Source organism: Brachybacterium sp. AOP25-B2-12, from assembly GCF_052378625.1.
Taxonomy (GTDB): Bacteria; Actinomycetota; Actinomycetes; order Actinomycetales; family Dermabacteraceae; genus Brachybacterium.
Genome location: NZ_JBQSXW010000017.1, coordinates 14,193 through 33,909, shown reverse-complemented (window position 1 = coordinate 33,909; position 19,717 = coordinate 14,193). Strand labels below are relative to the sequence as shown.

The window sequence follows — 19,717 nt, the reverse complement described above, 5'->3', positions numbered from 1 at the left end:
CCGGCCCTCAGACCTCGTCCGCCGCCGTGATGGCTGTGGCCTCCTCGACGCTGGTCAGGTGCGGTCGGGTGGCGCGGACCAGGTGATGGCGGCCGGTCGTGAGCACCACGGCGGACACGACGAGCGCAGCCGCGGCGACGACGTAGGGGATCTCCGCACCGAAGGTGGCGGCGATCGGGCCGGCCACCGCGGAGGACACGGCGCCGCCGAAGAAGCGGACCCCGGAGTAGGCCGAGCTCGCGACGGACCGCGGCAGCTCGGTGGCCTCCATGACGGTCTCCGTCAGCGCGGTGTTCATGACGCCCTGCAGCAGGCCGCCGATCACGATGAGCGTGACCATCCCGGGCAGCGACGTGTGCGCCACGGCGAGGGCCACCATCACGATGGTCAGCGCAGCGAGCGCCCCGATCAGGGTGGGCATGAGACCGAACGCCCGGGTCAGCAGCGGTGCGCCGATGACCGAGGTGACGGCCAGCCCGATGCCCCAGCCGAAGAACACACCGCCGATCCCGAGTGCCCCGAGCTCGTGGCCGGACGCCGCAGCGGCCGCCTCGAGCGGGAAGGGCGAGTAGGCGAGCATCGCGAAGAAGGCGAAGTTGTAGAACACGGCGGCGAGCGACAGGGTGCGCAACGCGGGATCCGCGAGGCCGCGGAAGGCGGCGGTGGGGGCGATCCGGGCGGGCTTCTCGGCAGGCTTGCCGAGCATCGTCACGATCGCGATGAAGCCCAGCCCCATGAGGATCGCGGTGCCGCCGAACGGCGCCCGCCACGTCCAGCTGCCGAGCAGGCCGCCCAGCAGCGGGCCGATGGCCATGCCGATCCCGAGCGCCGTCTCGTAGAGCATGATCGCGCCGGCGCTGGGCCCCGCGGTCGCGCCGACGATCGCCGACAGCGCCGTCGAGATGAACAGGGCGTTGCCCAGGCCCCAGCCGCCGCGGAGGCCGATGATCTCGGTGACCGAGGTGCCGGCGGCCGCGAGCGCCGCGAACACGATGATCAGCGCGAGGCCGATGAGCAGCGTGGTGCGGGTGCCCAGCCGGGAGGCGATCCAGCTGGTGAAGAACATGGCGATCGCGGTGATGAACAGGTAGCTGGTGAACAGCAGCATCGCCTGGGTGGGGGAGGCGCCGAGCTCGTGGCTGATGGCCGGGAGGATCGGGTCCACGAGGCCGATGCCCATGAAGGACACGGTCGCCGCGAAGGCGATCGCCCACACGGAGCGGGGCTGGTGGAAGGCGGCCGCCATGCCGGTGCGGGGCGGTGCGTCGGCGGGGCGCTGAGTGGTCGCCCCGCGGGCGTCGGACGAGGTGGTGCTCATGGGTGCTGGGGTCCTTCGGATCTCGTGGTGGGGACTGGTGCGGTCACGAGGGCCGCGGGGTGGATGGTCGTGGCGTCCGGGGTCGATCGGTCGGCCCGGTCACGGGCGGGAGGGGCGCTGGTCCGGATCGTCGCGGCCCCTCATCGGAAGGTCCTCTGCGGCGACGATCGCGCCGAGCAGCTCGACCGCGCGGTGCAGGACGGCCCGGTCCTCCTCGGAGGTGTCCGCCAGGAGCGTCCCGACCTCCGTGCCGAGCTTGGTGCGCCAGGTGGCCAGGCGCTCCCGACCGTGGTCGGTCAGGCGCACCAGGGAGGAGCGGGAGTCGGCCGGATCGAGCCTTCGGACCACGACACCTTCGTGCTCGAGGCGTTGGACGACGGTGGTCGCGGTGGGCCGGGTGACCTGCTCGAGCGCCGCGATCTCGCCGACCCGCAGCTCGCCGCGCTGCCCGAGGGCCGCGACGACCCGCCAGGTCACCGAGGACACGCCCACGTCGGCCCGGCGGGCGGCGAGGCGCGAGAAGCGGCTGCACGCGAGCGTGAGGTCGAGGGGGAACGGATCGGGAGGGGTGGGCACGTCGCACCAATGTAGTTAGGAATGCGAACTAATGCAAGGGGTCGGTGCGAACGCCCGTACCCTCGGACGGTGAGTTCTTCCCCCACCACCTCGGATCACGGCACGCTGGCCCGGTCGTTGGGCCACGGACAGATGGCGATGATCGCCATGGGCTCGGCGCTCGGGACCGGGCTCTTCCTGGGCTCCGGCGCGGCGATCGGCATCGCCGGCCCCGCCGTGATCGTCAGCTTCGCGATCGGCTCCCTGATCGCCGCGTGCATCGCCCTGTGCATGGGCGAGATGGCCTCCCGCCACCCCGTGCGCGGCGGCTTCGGCACCCTCGCGGCCCACTACCTCTCCCCGTTCTGGGGCTACCTGTCGCGCTGGATGTACTGGATCGTGACGGTCTGCGTGACCGGAGCCGAGATCGTCGCGTGCGCCGCCTACCTGCGCTACTGGGCGCCCGGCGTCCCGCTGTGGGCCGGGATCCTGCTGTTCGCGGGGATCATCGTGGCGATCAACATCGCGAGCGTCGGGTCCTTCGGGGTCATCGAGTTCGCGCTGTCGAGCATCAAGGTCATCGCGATCCTCGTGTTCATCCTCGTGGGCCTGTTCCTCGTGATCTTCGGGCTGCCGGACGCGCCCGCGCCGGGGCTGTCGAACCTCACGGCCGACGGCGGCTTCGCCCCGAACGGATGGTCGGCGGTGTGGGTGTCGATGGCGATCGTGATGTTCAGCTTCGGCGGCATCGAGCTGCTGTCGGTCACGGCCGCCGAGGCCAAGGACCCCGCCCGCTCGATCCGCACCGCGGCCCGCACCACCATCGTGCGCCTGACGTTCTTCTACGTCCTGGCGATCGGCGTGGTGGTCTCCCTGGTCCCGTGGCGCGATGCCGCCGGCACGGGGGGCGACGTCGAGACCAGCCCCTTCGTCATGGTGTTCGACCGTCTGGGCGTGCCCGGCGCCGCGCACGTGACCAACCTGCTGGTGCTCATCGCGGCGCTGTCGGCCGCCAACGCCAACCTCTACGCGGGCAGCCGCATGCTGCAGTCGCTGGCGGCCGATCGGCTCGCGCCGGTGGCGCTCAGCCGTCTCTCCGCGCGCCGGGTGCCGGTGCGGGGGATCGCGATGAGCACGGCGGGCATCGTGCTGGCGGCGGTGCTGGCGATCACGGGGGTCGCCGGGGTGTTCGGCTACATGATGAGCCTCGTCGTCTTCGCGGTGCTGCTGGTGTGGGGGCTGATCCTCGTCACCTACCTCGCGTACGCGCGACGCCGCGACGGTCTGGCGACGTTCCGGGTCCCGGGTGGGCGCGTCACGGCGATCGTGGGCCTGGTCGGCGTGGTCGGCGTGTTCTCCACCGTGACGGTGTTCCGCGACATGCAGCTCGCGGCGCTCGTGGGTGTGCCCGCTCTCGCGGTGGCGTGCGTGCTGTATGCGACGGTGGTGCGCCGCAGGGTCGATCCGGCGTCGATCGAGGCGGCGCTCGCCGAGGCCGATGATCTGCGTGCGGGGTCGGAGGACGCGGCGCGGCGTTGAGGATGCGCCGCGGGAGGGACGCGCCGCAGACGTGAGGTAGCGCTGCGGGGCTGAGGCCGCGGTCGACATCGGGCCGATGGGATAGCGCTCGCCGACATCGGCCGCTCCCACCCGTCGTCGGCTTGCTGTGCAGGACCTGTGTTGTGGATCTGGGAGCGGGGATGGGGCGCACTGCCCGGTACTGTGACTCCAGGCCGACCGGTGGACGGCGTGACGGGGGAACGATGGCGCGACACCGCACCGGTGCGCGCCCTGACGGAGGGAGCGTGATGCGACGACGCGATGACGCCCCGACCTCTCCGTCGGCTCCCGCGGCCGCGCCCGTCGCCGCAGATGGCGCGCGACGCGGACGACTGCGCCGCACATGTGCCCGCGGCATCGCCGTGGCGGCCGTGGTCGGCGCCCTCGCCGCGTGCACCGATGGAGGCATCACCGGCGGCACGCCCACCGAGTCGCCCACGGTGCCCAGCGCCGCGACCTCGGATGGTGACTCCTCGAACATCGTCAAGCCCGCTCCGTCGACCCCGCTCGCGATCCCCACGGTCGAGCTCATCACGGCGCCGCCCGCCGCGACGGCGGACGGCGCCGCCACGCTGTCGACGGAGGATCTGGTGCGGGTGCTCTCGGAGAAGCTCAGCGGGAACGCCTCGACGACCGTGCAGACCGTCGTGTGCGCCGAGGCCCTGCCGCTGCAGCCGGGCGGCACCACCGACTGCACGGCCACGCTCAAGGACTCGACGCGCTCGAGCCAGCAGGTCTGGCACGTCTATCCCACGCGCAACCCCGACGGGACCACCGCCGTGCTGTTCCTCAGCGGTGACACGCTGTCCGCGGAGTTCGCGGCACTGCTGGCCACGGAGGGCACGGCGGCCGTCACCGGATCGGTCGGCTCGACCTTCGGCAGCTCCGACGCCCCGGCGGCGGAGGTCCAGGAGGACGCGCAGACCGTGCTCACCGCGGGACGCTCGCCGGTGGAGCTCGGTCGCTGCGAGGGGATGCTGTCCTTCGCCACCTTCGACCCCGTGTCCTGCAGCGGCACCCAGGCCGGCGCCCCCGTGCGCGCCTATGTCCTGCCGGGCACCTTCGTGGCGGCCGAGCCGGGACTTCTCGTCGTGACGGTTCCGGGCGGCTGAGCGCACCCTCGGTGCGCATCCGCGCGCCACGTGTGCTCCATCGCACGCTGGTCCGTTTGGGTCCGCGCGTGACCCCCGGGTACAGTAGGTGACACCTTCGGCCTCGGTGTGCTGGACACCCGGTGTCGGAGACTCGCGCGAGTGGCGGAATAGGCAGACGCGCACGGTTCAGGTCCGTGTGTCCGAAAGGACGTGGGGGTTCAACTCCCCCCTCGCGCACGCGAGTGCGATCCGGGAAACCGGGTCCGACCAGCACGAAGCCCCCGACCGGAGAGATCCGGGCGGGGGCTTCGTCGTGCACCGGTGGGCTCGCTGCGGCGGGCCTCGTGCGTGCTCGCGGAGGGCGTGGCGGGGTCACGCCGCGGCGTCAGGTGGGAAGCCTCCGCGAGTTGCCGCGGTGAGGTCCGGGCGACGGGCGTGGTCGGGACGTGGAGCGCTGGTGCCCCGCCACCTGCACAGGATGGACACCGTCTCTGGGCCCGATGTCATATCTCCCGTCGGTCGCACTCCGACACGTCGGGCCGACACGCGGCACCGTCCTCCTCGCCTCGGCGGATCACGGCCTCCAACCCGCGAGGATCAGCCGCATACGAGGAGTTCTCCGCCGCGCGCCAGGCGCCGTACGTCGAGAACACCGCCAGAGCGGTGCGTGGACCGAGAGGACCGAGCAGCCCGTCGAGCGCCTGACCTGCCTGCCGGTCGTGCTCCGTCCCAATGCGGTGGTGCGTCGTCCCGGTCGCGCGATCGCGGGCCTCCATCGTCTCCACGAGCCACTGGCGGATCACGCCCAAGCACAAATGCATCCCGATGAGATCGCTCCCGCGGCCGAACGTGACCGCTGCCAGGGTCAGGTCGAACCTGACGCCGTTGTCGACGGAGGGCTCGGGAAGCGTCGCCGTGGTTCCTCGGATCGTCGCGTCGATGCGGCGTCCGTCGGTGAGGACGGATCGGATGACCTGGGTATCGCCATCGACGGTCGATGTGAAGGCCCATACGTCGCCCCGGAACGCGCGCTCGATGGCGAACGGACGACGTGTCGTGATGTGCACGTCGACGTCGCTCCACCCGTCGACCGTCGCGGTGTCCACCAGGGACCCGTACGGCTCGATCCTGGCGGCGGGGAGTTCCTGTGCGAGGTCCGAGAGGAACGAGGACTGCCACATGGTCATCCGTCGACGGTAGAGGACTCGGACCCTCCGGAGCTCCTCCGGACCGCGCCCGCGCCCCTCGCGACCCGCCCCGTGCACCACAATCGACCCATGACCCCCGATCCCACCCCCGCGCCCCCCACCGCCGAGATCCTCTACCGCAACGAGGTGTTCCAGACCGGCCTCATGGCCCAGCTGCTCGACGGGATCTACGACGGTGACATGCGGATCGGGGAGCTCCTGAGCCACGGCGGGCACGGCGTGGGCACCTTCAACGGCCTCGACGGGGAGCTCGTGGTGCTCGACGGGAACGCCTACCACATGCGCAGCGACGGCAGCGTGCAGAAGGCCGACCTCTCGGCCCACACCCCCTACGCGGTGATCACGAACTTCGTGCCGACCATCGTGCGGGACCTGCCGCCGTCCCTGCTGCGCCACGCGGCGAGCCAGGTGCTGGACGAGCTCACGATCTCCAAGAACTACATGTACGCGCTGAAGATCGTGGGCACCTTCGCGTGGGTGCGGACCCGGACCGTGCAGAAGCAGACGCGCCCCTACCGGCCGATGGTCGAGGCCACGGCCGATGAGGAGATCGTCCAGTTCGACGACGTCCACGGCACCATCGTCGGCTTCCGCACGCCGCTGTTCGAGCAGGGCATCTCCGTGCCCGGTTGCCATGCGCACTTCGTGGACGACTCCCGCACCCGCGGGGGCCACGTCATCGACTTCAAGCTCCGCGAGGCCCATGTCGAGATCTGCCCGGGCACGGACCTGCGCCTGCACCTGCCGCTGACCCCGGAGTTCTCGGCCGCCGACCTCTCGCCCGAGGACCTGGCCGAGCAGATCCGCAAGGCTGAGAAGAGCTGAGGGTCAGCGCGTCGGCCGGATCAGGACGCGGTGCCGTCCTGCGGCAGGGCGCCGTACTCCTCGTCGGTGACCGGCTCGAGCCAGTACGTGGTGACGTCCGGGCCCGGGGTGAGGAGCACGAGGTGGGAGAACCACGATCCCGCCGTGGCCCCGTGCCAGTGCTTGGTGCCGCTGGGCACCCGGATCACCGTGCCCGGCCGCAGGCTCACCGGTGGCTCGCCCTCGGCCTGGAACCAGCCGCGGCCGGCGGTGCACAGCAGGATCTGGTCGCCGGCGCCCTCGCTGCCGCGATGGATGTGCCAGTCGTTGCGGCAACCCGGTTCGAAGGACACGTTGGAGACGGGGACGGTGCCGGCGACCAGCGGTGCCAGGTAGCTCTGTCCGGTGAAGTGCGCGGCGAAGGCGCTGTTCTCCGCGCCGAGCGGGAAGATCTGCTCGAATCCGTGGTCCGTCATGACGGCCCTTCTGTGTTTCGGGGGGGCGAGCGGCAGGTTGCCGCAGGCCCGGGCCCGATGCCCTCGGAGCCTCGCTCGCGGAGATATCGGCCATGGCACCCACGGTAGGCAGAGCGGGCCGGATGGGGGAGACCCTGCGGGTACCACCTTCACGTGACGCGCGCTGGGCGCGTCGCGACGGACCGGCCGCCACGCCGCCGCTTCCCCCTGTCACCGCCCGCTGACGGCCCCGACCAGCACTCGGTTCCGCCGGCGGATCAGCCGCCGCAGGTACGGCACCAGCACCAGCGGCTCGACCACCGCGCCGAGCACCGGCGAGGCCAGCGTGATCGTGTCTGTCATCCGGCAGCCGCCCACCACGTCCTCGAACGCGTGCTCGTGACGGAACGACGCGAAGGGCCCGCGGGTCTGGGCGTCGACGAACCGCCGCGGCCGGTCGAGCTCCGCGATCTGCGAGGTCATCGTGAACCAGACCCCCAGGTGCCGGGCGTGCCAGGTCACGGATTCGCCCAGGCCGATGCTCCCGGACCTCACCCCGCCGACGGCGCGCTCACCGGACCCGGCCATCGACGCGACGTGGGCGTCGATGTCCAGGGACAGGTGGAACATGGCCCCCGCACCCACGGGGCACCAGGTGGTGAGCGCGAACGTCGAGGTCATGGCCTGATCCTGACGCACCGGGCCCCGCTGCACCAGGGGCTCGCAGGTGCCCGCGCCGTCACTCCCGCGACGCGTCCCCCGGGCCCGCATGGTGCCGGCCGATCGGCAGCATGAGCGGCGTCCCCGACACCGGGTCCATGATGATCCGGCTGCGGAGGCCGAAGACCTCCTCGACGCGCGACGCGGTGAGCACCTCGGACGGCGCCCCGGCCGCGCGGACCGTGCCGCCCTCGATCATCACCAGATGGTCGCTGTAGCGCGCCGCGAGGTTCAGGTCGTGCAGCACCATGACGACGGTGATCCCGCGGGAGCGGTTGAGGTCCGTGAGCAGGTCCAGCACCTCCACCTGGTGGCTCACGTCCAAGAAGGTGGTCGGCTCGTCCAGGAGCAGGACGTCGGTGTCCTGGGCCAGCGCCATCGCGATCCACACCCGTTGCCGCTGGCCACCCGACAGCTCGTCGACGGGCCGATCAGCGAGCTCCGCGGTGCGGGTCGCATCCAGTGCCCCGGCGACCGCCTCGTCGTCCCGGCGGCTCCACCGGGACAGGACCCTCTGGTGGGGGTGCCGGCCCCGGCCCACGAGGTCGGCCACGGTGATCCCGTCGGGCGTGAGCGGTGACTGAGGAAGGAGACCCAGGGTGCGGGCGAGCTGCTTGGCGGGCATCCGATGCACCTGCTCGCCGTCCAGCAGCACCCGCCCCGAACGGGGGGCCAGCAGCCGCGACATGGACCGCAGGAGGGTCGACTTCCCCGAGGCGTTCGCCCCGACGATCGAGGTCACGGCACCCGACGGCACCGCGAGGTCGAGGCCCTCGATGACGGTGCGCTCGCCGTAGCCGAGGCTCAGGGCCTGGACCTCCAGGGTGTGGTCGGTCGTCACAGGGTGCTCCCTCGGCGGTTCACGCGGATGATGAGGAGGATCAGGTACGGCGCGCCGAGCACGCCCGTCACGACGCCGACGGGATACCTCGTGCCGGTCGCGTACTGCCCGACGAGATCGGCCACCAGGACCAGCAGGGATCCGACCAGGGCGGCCGGGACCAGCGGCGACGCCCCCGGACCGACGATCCGTGCGGCGATCGGGCCGGACAGGAAGGCCACGAAGGCGATCGGGCCGCATGCCGCGGTCGCGAAGGCGATGAGACCCACCGCGGAGACCACGACGATCAGCCGGGAGCGCCCGATCCGCACCCCGAGCGCCTGGGCGGCGTCGTCGCCCAGCTGGGACGCCCGGAGGTCGGAGGTGCGGGACAGCAGCACGGGCGCCAGCACCACGAGGGCGCCCAGGACGGGCAGCACCTGGGACCAGGAGGTGTTGTTGAGGCTGCCGGTCAGCCACCGCAGGGCCTCCTGGAGGTCCCACTGACCGGCCCGCGAGAGCACCCAGTCGGTGATGGACTGGAGCATCGCGGCGATCCCGATCCCCACCAGGATCAGCCGGGTCCCGAGCACCCCCCGCCGATAGGACAGAAGGTAGATGACCACCGCGACGGTCAGGCCCGCCAGGATCGCCAGCAGCGAGACGGCCGTGCCCGAGAGCCCCAGGATCACGATCCCGAAGGCCGCGGCGGCCCCGGCCCCCGAGGAGATCCCGATGATGTCGGGGCTCGCGAGCGGGTTGCGCAGCATCGTCTGGAAGGTGACGCCGCCGAGGCCGAAGCATGCTCCGGCGAGCACCGCGAGCACCGCGCGCGGCAGGCGAAGGCGGCCGACGGTGAAGCTCGCACCGGGAACCTCCTGGCCCAGGACCACCCGCAGCACGTCCCCGGGCGGGTACATGGTGCGGCCCACCATGAGGGACAGGCAGAACACGGCCACGATGAGCACGGCGAGCGTCCCGATCGTGACCAGGGCGCGACGGGCACGACGGCGCCGGGCCGCGGCGACGCGCCGCAGCGTCGGCGAGTCGGGACGACCGATGGTCGAGGCGGCGGCAGGGCTCACAGCGCGGACACCTTCTTGCGGCGCACGATCGCGATGAAGACCGGCGCGCCGAGCAGGGCGGTGACGATGCCGACGTCGAGCTCGGCCGGCCGGGCGACCACGCGGCCGGCCACGTCCCCGAGGGTGAGCAGCGTGGCACCCGTGACGGCGCTGAACGGCAGCAGCCAGCGGTGGTCCACGCCGATCAGGAGCCGGCAGGCATGGGGCACCACCAGCCCCACGAAGCCGATCGGTCCCGTGACCGCCGTCGCCGCACCGCACAGCACCACGGCACCCAGGGCCGCGATGCCCCGGGTGATGGCCACGCGCTCGCCGAGGCCGGCGGCGAGGTCGTCGCCCAGGGCCAGGGTGTTCAGGCCGCGCGCGCACAGCAGCGAGCCGATCAGACCTGCGACCAGGAACGGCGCGACCTGCTCGAGCGCCGCCGGGGTCGCGCCGCCCACCCCGCCGATCTGCCAGGACCGGACGCGGTCGCCGATGTCCGAGCGGGGGAGCACCACGGCGCTGATGAAGGACGTCAGGGCCGCGCCGGTCGCCGCACCCGCCAGGGCGAGCTTCAGAGGCGTCGCGCCGCCCTGACCGAGGGATCCCAGGGTGTAGACGAGCACCGCCGTGAGCGCGGCCCCGAGGATCGCGACCCAGATGTAGCTGGACGCCGCAGTGAGCTGGAAGTGCGCGATGCCGATCACCACGGCGAGCGAGGCCCCGATGTTGATGCCCAGGATCCCCGGGTCGGCGAGGGGATTGCGGGTGACCCCCTGCATGACGGCCCCGGACATTCCGAGCGCGGCACCGGCGACGACGGCCAGCACGGTGCGCGGGATCCGCTTGGCGACGGCGGCGGGCCCGAAGCCGTCCGTGGACCCCCCGACCGCCGCGAGGATGTCGTCGAGACCGACGTCCCGGGAGCCGATGGTCACCGACAGCGCCGTCGTCCCCAGCAGCACGGCCACGCACGCCAGCAGCCACAGGGCGCGATGGTGGTGGTCACGGTCCGGCGAGGTCGTCGCTCAGGCGGTGGCCGTCGCGGCGCGATCGAGCTCCTTCAGGTAGTCCTCGAGGATGTACGAGATCGACAGCGGCGTCGGGTTCGCGGCCGTTCCCAGCGGGCTGTCGCTCGGGAGGTTCACGACCGCGCCGTTGCGCACGGCGGGCATCTGCGAGAGCAGGGGATCGGCCTTGAGGGCCGCGAGCAGCGCCTCGTCGCCGTAGGTCACGATGATCTCCACGTCGCCGAAGGTGTCGGCCTGCTCGGCGCTGACGGTCGAGGAGAACTCCTCGGTGGCATCGGACGCGGTCTGGACGCTGGGCGCGATCGTCATGCCGAGGTCGGTGAAGAACTGCGTGCGGGTGTCGTGGGCGGTGTAGAAGCTGACCTCGGACAGGTCGGTCGTGTCCACGTGGGTCAGGAACATCGCGTTCTTGCCGGCGATCGCGGGGTGCGCCGCAGCGGCCATCTCGATCTCGGCCTCGAGCGAGGCGATGAGCTCCTCACCCTCGGCCTGCATGCCCATCGCCGTCGCGTTGGTCGAGATCATCTCGCGCCAGGGCGTGCCCCAGGCGGTCTCGGGGAAGGGGACGGTGGGCGCGATCTCGAAGAGGGTGTCGTAGTCCTCCTGGCTGAGCCCGGAGTACGCGGCGAGGATGACGTCGGGCGCGGTGTCGCCGACGGCCTCGAAGTCGACGCCGTCGGACTCGTCGAACAGCACGGGGGTCTTCCCGCCCAGCTCCTCGAGCTTCTGGGCGACCCAGGGGAGGAGTCCGTCGCCGTCGTCGTCCCCGAAGTTGGCGGCGGCCATCCCGGCGGGCACGACGCCGAGCGCGAGCGGGACCTCATGGTTGGCCCACTGGACGGTCGTGATGACCGCGGGCTTTCCCGGGATGGTGGTGGTCCCGTAGGCGTGGTCGATGGTGATCTCCCCGCCGTCCGTCCCGCCGTCCGAGGCGCCGGAGCCTCCGGTGGACTCCTCGGAGGAGCAGGCGGTCAGCCCGGCGAGCAGGGCGAGGGCGGAACCGGCGAACACACGGCGGGAGATGTGCGACATGGGGGCCTTTCGTGGGCGCGCGGGCACCATGCCGTCGCGCAGGGGGAACGAGGAGCGTCGAGCGGAGCGGGACCGGCCCGTGGAGGTCCGGTGCGCGCTCGGGGGAGCGGGCTCGCGGACCAGGACGCCGTCAGGTGCTCAGGTATGCCTCACCAAACTAGGGAGCGGGCACCGTGTCCGCAAGAGCGGGATGAGGACACTGTGTGCTCCGAACGGACACGCAGGCGAAGAGCCCGCGGAGGAGGAAGGACCAGCTCGGGCGCCGTCCCTGTGCAGGTCAGGCGTGGGAAGAGGGCCAGCTCGCGTCGGGGTCCGGGTCCTGCGCCGCGTGCTCGCCACGGCGGAAACTGCCCGGGGTGAGGCCGGTCACCCGACGGAACGCCGAGGAGAACGCGCTCGCCGAGGCGTACCCGACCTCGTGCGCCACGTCCTCGACCGCCTCTCCCGCCGCGAGCAGGGCGACCGCACGGTGCGCGCGGGCGGTCGCGGTCCACAGACGGAACGTGAGACCCGTGCGGGCCACGAACGCTCGGGTGAGCGTCCGGGGGCTGACGCCCAGCCTCCCGGCCCAGGTCTCCAGCGAGCTGCCGTCGGACGGGTCCGAGGTCACCGCCTCGAAGATCGGGGCCAGGAGCGGATCATCGGGGTGGGGCAGCGGCAGCACGTGGTCCGAGGGCTCGATGACGTCGAGGATCATCGCGTCGGTGATCCGGCGCGAGGCGGGCGTCAGCGGCGCGGTGATGGCCCGGTCCAGCAGCAGCCGGAGGAGCGGCGTGATGTCCACCGCGACCGGTTCGCGCGCCGGCGGTGCGACGCGGGTGGTGGAGAACTGGGCGGCGCGGTGCCACACCCCGGCGGGCGTCAGTCCGCTGTGGGGCACACCTGCCGGGATCCACAGGCCCACGATCGGGGTGATCGTCCAGGTGCGAACGCCGATCGTGGCGGTCGATGCCCCGCGCGCGATCCACAGCAGCTCGTGCGTGGGGTGGGAGTGCTCGGCCCAGTACGTGTCGCGGGCCATGAGCTCCTGGCCGCCGAGGATCGTGTACGGCACCTCGACGGCGCCTGCCGCATATCGGGGCAGACGCCGTCGCTCGGCGTGGGCGGGGGCCGTCGGCATGTCGGTGAATCTATCCCGTGGGCACTCCCCGGCGGAGCCGCCGGAGGATCCCCGGGTGATCGTCCGTGGCCACGGCCCTCACCCCGTCGGGCTCAGCTCCAGTCGCGCCGCGCCGGGTTCGTGACGTCGGGCGTCACGTGCTCGCGCGCGACGGGCGCCGCCCAGCGCACGCCGTTGGCGAGCACCCGGCGCACCTGCGGGTGGAAGTACACGGGGTACTCCTGGTCGCCGGGGCTGAAGTAGAAGATCCGGCCCCGCCCGCGGGTGAAGGTGACGCCGGAGCGGAACACCTCGCCGCCCTCGAAGGAGCTGATGAACACCTGGTCGTCCGGATTGGGGATGTCGAAGTGCTCCCCGTACGTCTCCTGGTGGTCGATGACGAAGGGCTGCTCGATGCCGTCGGCGATCGGGTGCCCGGGCGCGGTGGTCCAGACGATCTCCCGCTCGGCGGCGTTGCGCCACGCGAGCGAGCACGTCGTGCCCAGCAACCGGGTGAAGATCTTCGAGAAGTGCCCCGAGTGCAGCACCAGCAGCCCCATGCCGCCGAGCACGTGACGCTGCACGCGCTCGACCACGGCGTCGTGCACCTGGTCGTGGCCGATGTGGCCCCACCACAGGAGCACGTCGGTTCCGGCGAGCACCTCCTCGGTCAGGCCGTGCTCGGGATCGGCGAGGGTCGCGGTGGCGACCTCGACGTCCTCGCCCAGCTGCTCGGCGAGTCCCTCGGCGATCGCGCCGTGGATGCCCTGGGGGTAGATCGCGCGGATCTCCTCCTGGGTGGTCTCGTGGATGTTCTCGTTCCAGACGAGCGCGCGGAGGCTCATGCCTGCTCCTCGATGATCCTCTGGTCCGCGTCCAGGCGGACCTCGCGGCCGGCGGCCGCCGAGGCGTACGCCGCGTCGACGATCCGGGCGCGGGAGAGCCCCACGCTGCCGTCGTGCGCGGCCCAGGTGGAGGGATCCGCGACGGTGGCCAGGAAGCTCTCGACGACGGCCTCGTGGGCGCGGCCCTCGACGGCCTCGATCACGGTGTCCTTCGCCTCCTCGCCGTCGCCGGTGTAGATGGTGAGGTCGCCGGCGGGCGCGTAGTCGACCACGTTCAGGTCCGCGCCGCCCTCGGTGCCGTACAGGGTCAGGCCGAACTGGTCCGGGGTCGCCCGGTGGGTGGCCCAGCTGGTCTCCAGGACGATCGAGCCGCCGCCCTCGAGGCGCAGCAGCACGGCCGCGAGGTCCTCGACCTCGTAGGCCGAGCCGGTGCCGCTCTTGGTGCCGGTCGAGCCGCCCAGGCCCCGGGGCCCGAGCTCCGCGTGGGTGACGGCCGAGACCGCGGTGACGCGGGGCTCGCCCATGATGTGCAGGGTCCAGTCCAGGACGTGCACGCCCAGGTCCACGAGGGGACCGCCGCCGGAGGCCGCGGCGTTGGTGAACCAGCTGCCCAGTGCCGGGATGCCGGCACGACGCAGCCACAGGGCGCGTGCGTGGTACGGGCGGCCGATGGTGCCGTCCTCGACGGCGGCGCGGATCGCCTCCATGTCGCCGCGGCGGCGATGGTTGAAGACGACGTCGAGCACGCGGCCCGACGCGCGGGCGGCGTCGACCATGGCCTGGCCCTCGTCGCCGGTGCGGGCGATCGGCTTCTCGCTGAGCACGTGGGCGCCGGCCTCCAGGGCTGCGATCGCGATCGGGGCGTGCAGGAAGGTCGGCACGGCGACGCTGACGACGTCGAGGTCGCCGCGGGCCACGAGGTCCTGCCAGTCGCGGTAGGTGTCGATCGGGCCGTAGGTCTCGGCGAGCTCGGTGCGGACGTCGTCCTCCTGGCCGGCGATGGCCACGAGCTCGACGCCGGGGGCGGCGTGGAAGGCCGCCATGTGCTGCTGGCCGGCCCAGCCGATGCCGACGACGCCGGCACGGATCGGGGCGGGGGTGGTGCCGGATGCTGCGGGAGTGGTCACGGGTGCTCTCCTTCGGGCGTGGGGTCGTGTCCGCGTCTAGTTTATTTACTGTCTATAGATTTGGGCGACCCAGGGCCGACGAGTTTCGGGCGAACGGGGCGAACCGGCGCGGGAGCACGTCCGTCGCCCCCGCCCTCTATGCTCGCCCCACAGCCGCGACCGAGGAGAGCCCGCCATGACCGCACGCCGCCGTCCCGCCGCCCTGCACCGCCTCCTCCAGCTCGTCCCGGCGCCGCGTCCGTCCGCGCGGCATGGGGGCTCGATCGCGAGCCTGCGCTCCGTCGGGAGCATCGGCTCCATCTCCTCCCGGGGCAGCGCGGGGTCCATCGCCTCGCTGGGCTCCCTCGGCTCCATCGCCTCGATCGGCAGCTCCGGCTCCCTCGCCGCGATCGGCTCCGTCGGCTCGATCGCGTCCATCGCCTCCGCGGGATCCATCGCCTCGATCGCCTCCTCGGGCTGCATCCTCTCGGTGGGCAGCCATGGGATCAACGGCGCCTTCTTCGGCGTGCCGATCCTCGATCTTCTGAGCGGGCGGCAGGGAGGCGGATCCGGTGCGCCCGAGAGCCCCGACCTGCGAGAGCCCGGGACGAGGACCACCGGAACGAGCCCTGCCGGGACGGGACCCGCCTCGACAGGACCCGTCTCGACAGGACCTGCCTCGACCGGATCCCCCGAGGCACGATCCGCCGCTGCGGGACCCGCCGGGGACAACGCCGATCCCGCGGACCGCTGACGCCACCGCCTGCCTGGCATCGCGCACCGCGCACCGGACCCAGCGATCACCCCGCCCCCGGGAGGAGAATCGGAGCATGGTCACCGCCGCCGTCCAGACCCCCGTGCTCGACGCCCTCAGCACGCACTACGCGCGCGTGTGGACGGGCCGCGGCGATGCGCGCTGGCTCCGCCACGCCTGGCAGACCCTGGCCGTGCTCGGGGAGGTCCCGCCCGACGTCCCGGCCTGGGGCGACGGCGCGGTGGACGCCCGCCTGCGCCTGGCGGTCCTGGCCCGCCTCAGCGACCGCTTCAACCTGGTGCTCGAGGGGGAGGAGCCCGAGGTCGTCGACATCACCGAGGGGCCGTTCGCGGTCGACGGCGCGGACGTCCTGGCCTGGATGCGCGAGCACGACGTCCGTCCCCTGCACGAGCTCCTCGCCGAGGTGTCGGATCCGGACCTCGAGCCGGAGCCGGAGCCCGCCGCCCTGGACCTCACCGACGTCGAGTTCTGCATCGACCAGCTCTCCGACGACGTCCTGCGCACCCTGTTCACCGTGCGCCCCTTCGACGCGCTGTTCGTCGAGCTCGCGGGGCAGCGGTACGAGCGGGTCCGCGACATCCACGGCTGCGGGGACTGGACCGAGGCCGAGGACCTCGTCGGCTACCCCCTGGCTCCGCGCGTCGTCCGCGCGCTGCGCTCCTTCGAGTCCGAGAGCATCCGGGCAGGACGCGAGTGGCTCCGTGAGGAGACGGAACGGATCGCGCCCGGATGACCCGGTCCGCTCACTCCTGCGCGAGCGTGTCCAGCCAGCTGTAGCGCAGGCGCGTCGCACGCTCGGTGCTCGCCACGGCGGCGACGACCGCGAGCGCGATGTTCTCCCCGACGCCCAGGTGGATCGGGGAGGAGAAGGTGCCCACGCGCTCGGCCACCGGCGGGATCTGCGTGATGACCTCCGCGAGCTGCGGCAGTGCGAGCAGCGCACACGCCACGACGACCAGCCACGAGATCAGGCCGATGGTGCGGCTCAGCAGCGGCAGGTCGCGGGCCAGGCGCGCCCGTCGGCCCTCGGCGGAGCGACGATCGGGCAGCAGCTGGCGCTCGGGGCCGCGGTCCGGGACGAAATGGCAGCGCTTGAGGCCGAACGTCGAGGGCACCACCTCGATCACCCCGCCCTCGACGGGGAACGCCGCCGGGAACGTCGATGCGGCCTGGTGGTACCCGTCGAGGTAGAGGTGGGCCCTGCCCTTGCCGTCGTCGGTGCTCCAGCGCTCGGAGTAGGGGACGTCGATCGCGTAGAGCTTCCCGGGTGTCCCGTCGGCACCCGCCGGGATCGGCAGGTAGAACAGCGCGCGGTTGAGGTTCTGCCACCACCGGAACGGCGTCAGCGGCCTGCCCGTCCCGGGCGCGATGCGGCGTCGGGCGCGTCGGCGGCGGTGCTCGTCGAACATCGGGGGCCTCCTGGTCGGTGTCGTACCGTCAGGACGGGATCGGCACGGGTTCCAGGATGGACGGTCGTCCGCAGCGGCGGATCCTCCGATGGTCGCGGTTCAGGGCATCGGGCGTCGATGCCCGTGCGCCGGAGTGCCCCGACGCTTCAGCGGATACCCGGCGAGGGCGGTCGACCCGAAGGGACCGCCGGTCGCCGAGCACCCCACCACGTGTTCCCGCTCGGCGCCCCCGCACCGATCGGGCCACGGGCCTCACCAGTCGTGCATGGTCCCGTCGGTGAGACGGTTGACCGGGAGGTATGCGGGGGAGTACTCGAAGGCGGCGCCCGCCTCGTCGTCGTACTCCACGCCCAGCCCGGGGGTGTCCCCCGGGTGGAGCAGGCCATCGGTGAAGGTGTACGAGGTGCGGAACACCGACAGGGTCTCGTCGGAGTGGCGCATGTACTCCTGGATGCCGAAGTTGTGGATCGCCAGGCCCAGGTGCAGCGCCGCCGCCTGGCCCACGGGGGAGATGTCGGTGGGGCCGTGGAATCCGGACCTGATCTGGTACAGCGACGCGAAGTCCATGATCTTCTTGAGGTGCGTGATGCCGCCGGTGTGGGTGACTGCCGAGCGCACGTAGTCGATGAGCTGCTCGGTGATCAGCGTCTGGTAGTCCCAGATGGAGTTGAAGATCTCGCCGATGGCCAGCGGCTGACTGGTCAGGGCGCGCACGCGGCGCAGACCCTCCTGGTTCTCGGCGGGCGTGCAGTCCTCGAGCCAGAACAGGTCGTACGGCTCGAGGGAACGCCCCAGCTGACCGGCCTGGTTGGGGGTCATGCGGTGGTGGCCGTCGTGCAGCAGCGGCAGCTCGGGACCGAACTCGGCGCGTACCGCCTCGAACACGGTGGGCAGGTGGCGCATGTAGGCGCGGGTGTCCCACTGCTCCTCCGTGGGGCGCAGCCCCCGACGGGCGGGCTCGTAGTCGTAGCGGCCTGCGCCGGAGGCTCCCGCGGCGGCGACCCCGTAGACCTGGCCCAGGCCCGGCACGGCGGTCTGCACGCGCACCGCGCGGTAGCCCTCCTCGAGGTGCTCGTGGACGGACTCGAAGATCTGCGGGATCTCCGCTCCGGAGGCGTGCCCGTAGGCGAGCAGCCCGGCGCGGGTCGCACCGCCCAGCAGCTGGTAGACGGGCTGGCCGGTGACCTTGCCCTTGATGTCGCACAGGGCCATGTCGACGGCGGCGATGGCGGACATCGTGATCGGGCCGCGACGCCAGTACGCGCCCCGGTACAGGTACTGCCACGTGTCCTCGATGCGCCACGGGTCGCGCCCCTCGAGCAGGTGGGCGACGTGGTCGCGGAGGTAGGAGACGACGGCGAGCTCACGGCCGTTGACCGTCGCGTCCCCGAGGCCGGTGACCCCGTCCGAGGTCGTGATCCGCAGGGTCACGAAGTTGCGGGTGGGATTGGTGACGAGCACCTCGACGCGCTCGATGGTGGTCCCGGCCGCGGAGGAGACGAGGTCCCCCTGGGCCCGGGCACCCACGGGTGCGCTCTCGTCGGCGTGCTGGTCGGTCGTCATCGTCGTCCCCTCGCAGGAATTCTCGGCTGCTGGTGCCCCGGCGGTCCCGGCCGGGCCAGGGATCTGGCGAGGTCACGGTCGGTTCCGAGGTCCTGGCCGATCCTGCGGTCTCCCTCCCGGCGTGGACCACCGATTGCCATGGGTTGCGCGTGGGAAACTGGGGGCTGCGCGGCGGTCGCGCGGTGAGCGAGGTCCGGTGGGCGACGAGAAGGTCACGATCTACGACGTGGCACGGGAGTGCGGGGTCGCCGCGAGCACGGTCTCCCGCGCCTTCTCGCGCCCTGGCCGCGTGAGCGCCGAGACCTACGAGAAGGTCATGGACACCGCCCGCCACCTCGGCTACCGCACCCAGACGCCGGCCTCGCAGTCGCGCACCGAGCGGGCCCGCCGCCTGGCCGTCGAGCTCCCGGACATCACCAACCCCTACTTCGCCGAGGTCATCAGCGGGATGCAGGAGGCGGCCCACGCCGCCGACTACCTGCTCATGATCGTCGACGCCGTCGAGTCCCACGACCGTGAGCGCAACGGCCTGGAGCGCGCTCTCGCGGCGGTGGACGGGATCCTGCTGTGCGGGACCCGCCTCACCGACGCCGCGATCACCCAGCTGCGCAAGCAGCGCCCCGTCGTCGTGCTGAACCGTCGGATCGCGGGCATCGACTCCCTGACCCCGGACTTCGAGCAGGCGATGGTGCAGGTCATGGACCACCTGCGGGACAGCGGCGTGCGACGGATGACCTACGTCGCCGGCCCCGTGCACTCCTGGTCGGACTCCGAGCGGTGGCGCAGCGCCCGCACGATGGCCGATGTCTGCGGCATCGTCGCCCAGCGGATCGGCCCCTTCCCGCCCACCGCGGCGGGCGGGGAGGCCGCCTACGCGGAGCTGCGCGGCGCGCTGCCCGACGCGGTCGTGGCCTACAACGACCTCATCGGCACCGGCCTGCTCGTGGCGGCGCTGCGCGACGGGATCTCGGTGCCGGGCGAGTTCAGCGTCGTGGCCCACGACGACATCCCGCTCGCGCGCCTCGTGGGGCCCGGGCTCAGCACGGTGGCCACCCCCAAGCGCCATCAGGGACGAGCGGCCGTCGAGCACCTCATCGGCCTCGTCGAGCGGCCCTCACGCTCGGCGGCGCCGGCCGAGGTGACCCTCCCGGTCAAGCTCATCGTCCGCGGCTCGAGCGGGCCGCGGCGCACCTCGGCCTGACCCCGCGTCGACCTCGTCCCATGACCGTGCCGGGCCATCCCCGATCCGTGGCGGC

General features: G+C 72.4%; 20 protein-coding genes and 1 tRNA gene. 7 read left to right on the top strand and 14 right to left on the bottom strand.

Going from position 1 to position 19,717, the window contains the following annotated elements; all coding sequences use genetic code 11:
• Positions 1-7: 7 nt before the first annotated feature.
• Together ACT3TZ_RS12185 and ACT3TZ_RS12180 are read right to left on the bottom strand one after the other, a co-directional pair.
• A complete protein-coding gene (locus tag ACT3TZ_RS12185; RefSeq protein ID WP_444583695.1) occupies positions 8-1,318 on the bottom strand; it encodes an MFS transporter in 1,311 nt (436 codons plus the stop codon).
• Positions 1,319-1,417: 99 nt separating this feature from the next.
• On the bottom strand, positions 1,418-1,894 hold the full coding sequence (locus ACT3TZ_RS12180) for a MarR family winged helix-turn-helix transcriptional regulator (protein WP_444583694.1): 477 nt from the start codon (positions 1,892-1,894) through the stop codon (positions 1,418-1,420).
• Between the two features lie 21 nt (positions 1,895-1,915).
• On the opposite strand from ACT3TZ_RS12180, the gene ACT3TZ_RS12175 reads away from it, so the two are divergent.
• The 3 genes from ACT3TZ_RS12175 (at position 1,916) to ACT3TZ_RS12165 (ending at position 4,764) form a co-directional block, all read left to right on the top strand.
• Positions 1,916-3,412 carry an amino acid permease gene (locus tag ACT3TZ_RS12175; RefSeq protein WP_444583693.1) on the top strand — a complete coding sequence of 499 codons (1,497 nt, stop codon included), beginning with the start codon at positions 1,916-1,918 and terminating at the stop codon, positions 3,410-3,412.
• Positions 3,413-3,681: 269 nt separating this feature from the next.
• Positions 3,682-4,545: a hypothetical protein gene (locus tag ACT3TZ_RS12170; RefSeq protein WP_444583692.1), complete on the top strand. Its 864-nt coding sequence runs from the start codon at positions 3,682-3,684 to the stop codon at positions 4,543-4,545.
• 135 nt (positions 4,546-4,680) lie between these two features.
• A tRNA-Leu gene (locus ACT3TZ_RS12165) sits at positions 4,681-4,764 on the top strand.
• Between the two features lie 266 nt (positions 4,765-5,030).
• Here the strand turns inward: ACT3TZ_RS12165 and ACT3TZ_RS12160 are convergent.
• Positions 5,031-5,714, bottom strand: coding sequence for a hypothetical protein (locus ACT3TZ_RS12160; RefSeq protein ID WP_444583691.1), 684 nt, complete (start codon positions 5,712-5,714; stop codon positions 5,031-5,033).
• 90 nt (positions 5,715-5,804) lie between these two features.
• On the opposite strand from ACT3TZ_RS12160, the gene budA reads away from it, so the two are divergent.
• Positions 5,805-6,560 carry an acetolactate decarboxylase gene (gene budA / locus ACT3TZ_RS12155; protein WP_444583690.1) on the top strand — a complete coding sequence of 252 codons (756 nt, stop codon included), beginning with the start codon at positions 5,805-5,807 and terminating at the stop codon, positions 6,558-6,560.
• Positions 6,561-6,580: 20 nt separating this feature from the next.
• On the opposite strand, the gene ACT3TZ_RS12150 is transcribed toward budA, so the two are convergent.
• The 9 genes from ACT3TZ_RS12150 to ACT3TZ_RS12110 form a co-directional block, all read right to left on the bottom strand.
• Positions 6,581-7,015 (bottom strand): cupin domain-containing protein, encoded by a 435-nt coding sequence (locus ACT3TZ_RS12150; protein WP_444583689.1) that lies wholly within the window; start codon positions 7,013-7,015, stop codon positions 6,581-6,583.
• A 210-nt stretch (positions 7,016-7,225) separates the two neighbouring features.
• Positions 7,226-7,675: an SRPBCC family protein gene (locus ACT3TZ_RS12145; protein WP_444583688.1), complete on the bottom strand. Its 450-nt coding sequence runs from the start codon at positions 7,673-7,675 to the stop codon at positions 7,226-7,228.
• Between the two features lie 58 nt (positions 7,676-7,733).
• Entirely contained in the window at positions 7,734-8,555 is an 822-nt protein-coding gene (locus ACT3TZ_RS12140; protein ID WP_444583687.1) for an ABC transporter ATP-binding protein, read from the bottom strand.
• The gene (locus ACT3TZ_RS12135; protein ID WP_444583686.1) at positions 8,552-9,619 is read right to left on the bottom strand and encodes a FecCD family ABC transporter permease; all 1,068 of its coding nucleotides are present in this window, start codon (positions 9,617-9,619) and stop codon (positions 8,552-8,554) included. The genes ACT3TZ_RS12140 and ACT3TZ_RS12135 overlap by 4 nt, the downstream gene beginning before the upstream one ends.
• Positions 9,616-10,572: a FecCD family ABC transporter permease gene (locus ACT3TZ_RS12130; protein WP_444583685.1), complete on the bottom strand. Its 957-nt coding sequence runs from the start codon at positions 10,570-10,572 to the stop codon at positions 9,616-9,618. The genes ACT3TZ_RS12135 and ACT3TZ_RS12130 overlap by 4 nt, the downstream gene beginning before the upstream one ends.
• 57 nt (positions 10,573-10,629) lie before the next feature.
• Positions 10,630-11,664: an ABC transporter substrate-binding protein gene (locus ACT3TZ_RS12125; RefSeq protein WP_444583684.1), complete on the bottom strand. Its 1,035-nt coding sequence runs from the start codon at positions 11,662-11,664 to the stop codon at positions 10,630-10,632.
• Between the two features lie 277 nt (positions 11,665-11,941).
• Positions 11,942-12,784 (bottom strand): helix-turn-helix domain-containing protein, encoded by an 843-nt coding sequence (locus ACT3TZ_RS12120; RefSeq protein WP_444583683.1) that lies wholly within the window; start codon positions 12,782-12,784, stop codon positions 11,942-11,944.
• Positions 12,785-12,876: 92 nt separating this feature from the next.
• The gene (locus ACT3TZ_RS12115; RefSeq protein ID WP_444583682.1) at positions 12,877-13,608 is read right to left on the bottom strand and encodes a ThuA domain-containing protein; all 732 of its coding nucleotides are present in this window, start codon (positions 13,606-13,608) and stop codon (positions 12,877-12,879) included.
• A complete protein-coding gene (locus ACT3TZ_RS12110) occupies positions 13,605-14,735 on the bottom strand; it encodes a Gfo/Idh/MocA family protein (RefSeq protein WP_444583681.1) in 1,131 nt (376 codons plus the stop codon). The genes ACT3TZ_RS12115 and ACT3TZ_RS12110 overlap by 4 nt, the downstream gene beginning before the upstream one ends.
• Before the next feature lie 175 nt (positions 14,736-14,910).
• Between ACT3TZ_RS12110 and ACT3TZ_RS12105 the strand changes: the two genes are divergently transcribed.
• On the top strand, positions 14,911-15,468 hold the full coding sequence (locus ACT3TZ_RS12105) for a hypothetical protein (protein WP_444583680.1): 558 nt from the start codon (positions 14,911-14,913) through the stop codon (positions 15,466-15,468).
• A 76-nt stretch (positions 15,469-15,544) separates the two neighbouring features.
• Positions 15,545-16,222, top strand: a complete 678-nt coding sequence (locus ACT3TZ_RS12100; protein ID WP_444583679.1) for a hypothetical protein — start codon at positions 15,545-15,547, stop codon at positions 16,220-16,222.
• Positions 16,223-16,232: 10 nt separating this feature from the next.
• Here ACT3TZ_RS12100 and ACT3TZ_RS12095 read toward each other — a convergent pair whose 3' ends face one another.
• Together ACT3TZ_RS12095 and manD are read right to left on the bottom strand one after the other, a co-directional pair.
• Positions 16,233-16,898 (bottom strand): hypothetical protein, encoded by a 666-nt coding sequence (locus ACT3TZ_RS12095; protein WP_444583678.1) that lies wholly within the window; start codon positions 16,896-16,898, stop codon positions 16,233-16,235.
• A 252-nt stretch (positions 16,899-17,150) separates the two neighbouring features.
• The gene (gene manD / locus ACT3TZ_RS12090; RefSeq protein WP_444583677.1) at positions 17,151-18,461 is read right to left on the bottom strand and encodes a D-mannonate dehydratase ManD; all 1,311 of its coding nucleotides are present in this window, start codon (positions 18,459-18,461) and stop codon (positions 17,151-17,153) included.
• A gap of 196 nt (positions 18,462-18,657) precedes the next feature.
• On the opposite strand from manD, the gene ACT3TZ_RS12085 reads away from it, so the two are divergent.
• A complete protein-coding gene (locus ACT3TZ_RS12085) occupies positions 18,658-19,662 on the top strand; it encodes a LacI family DNA-binding transcriptional regulator (protein WP_444583676.1) in 1,005 nt (334 codons plus the stop codon).
• The last annotated feature ends 55 nt before the right edge of the window (positions 19,663-19,717 follow it).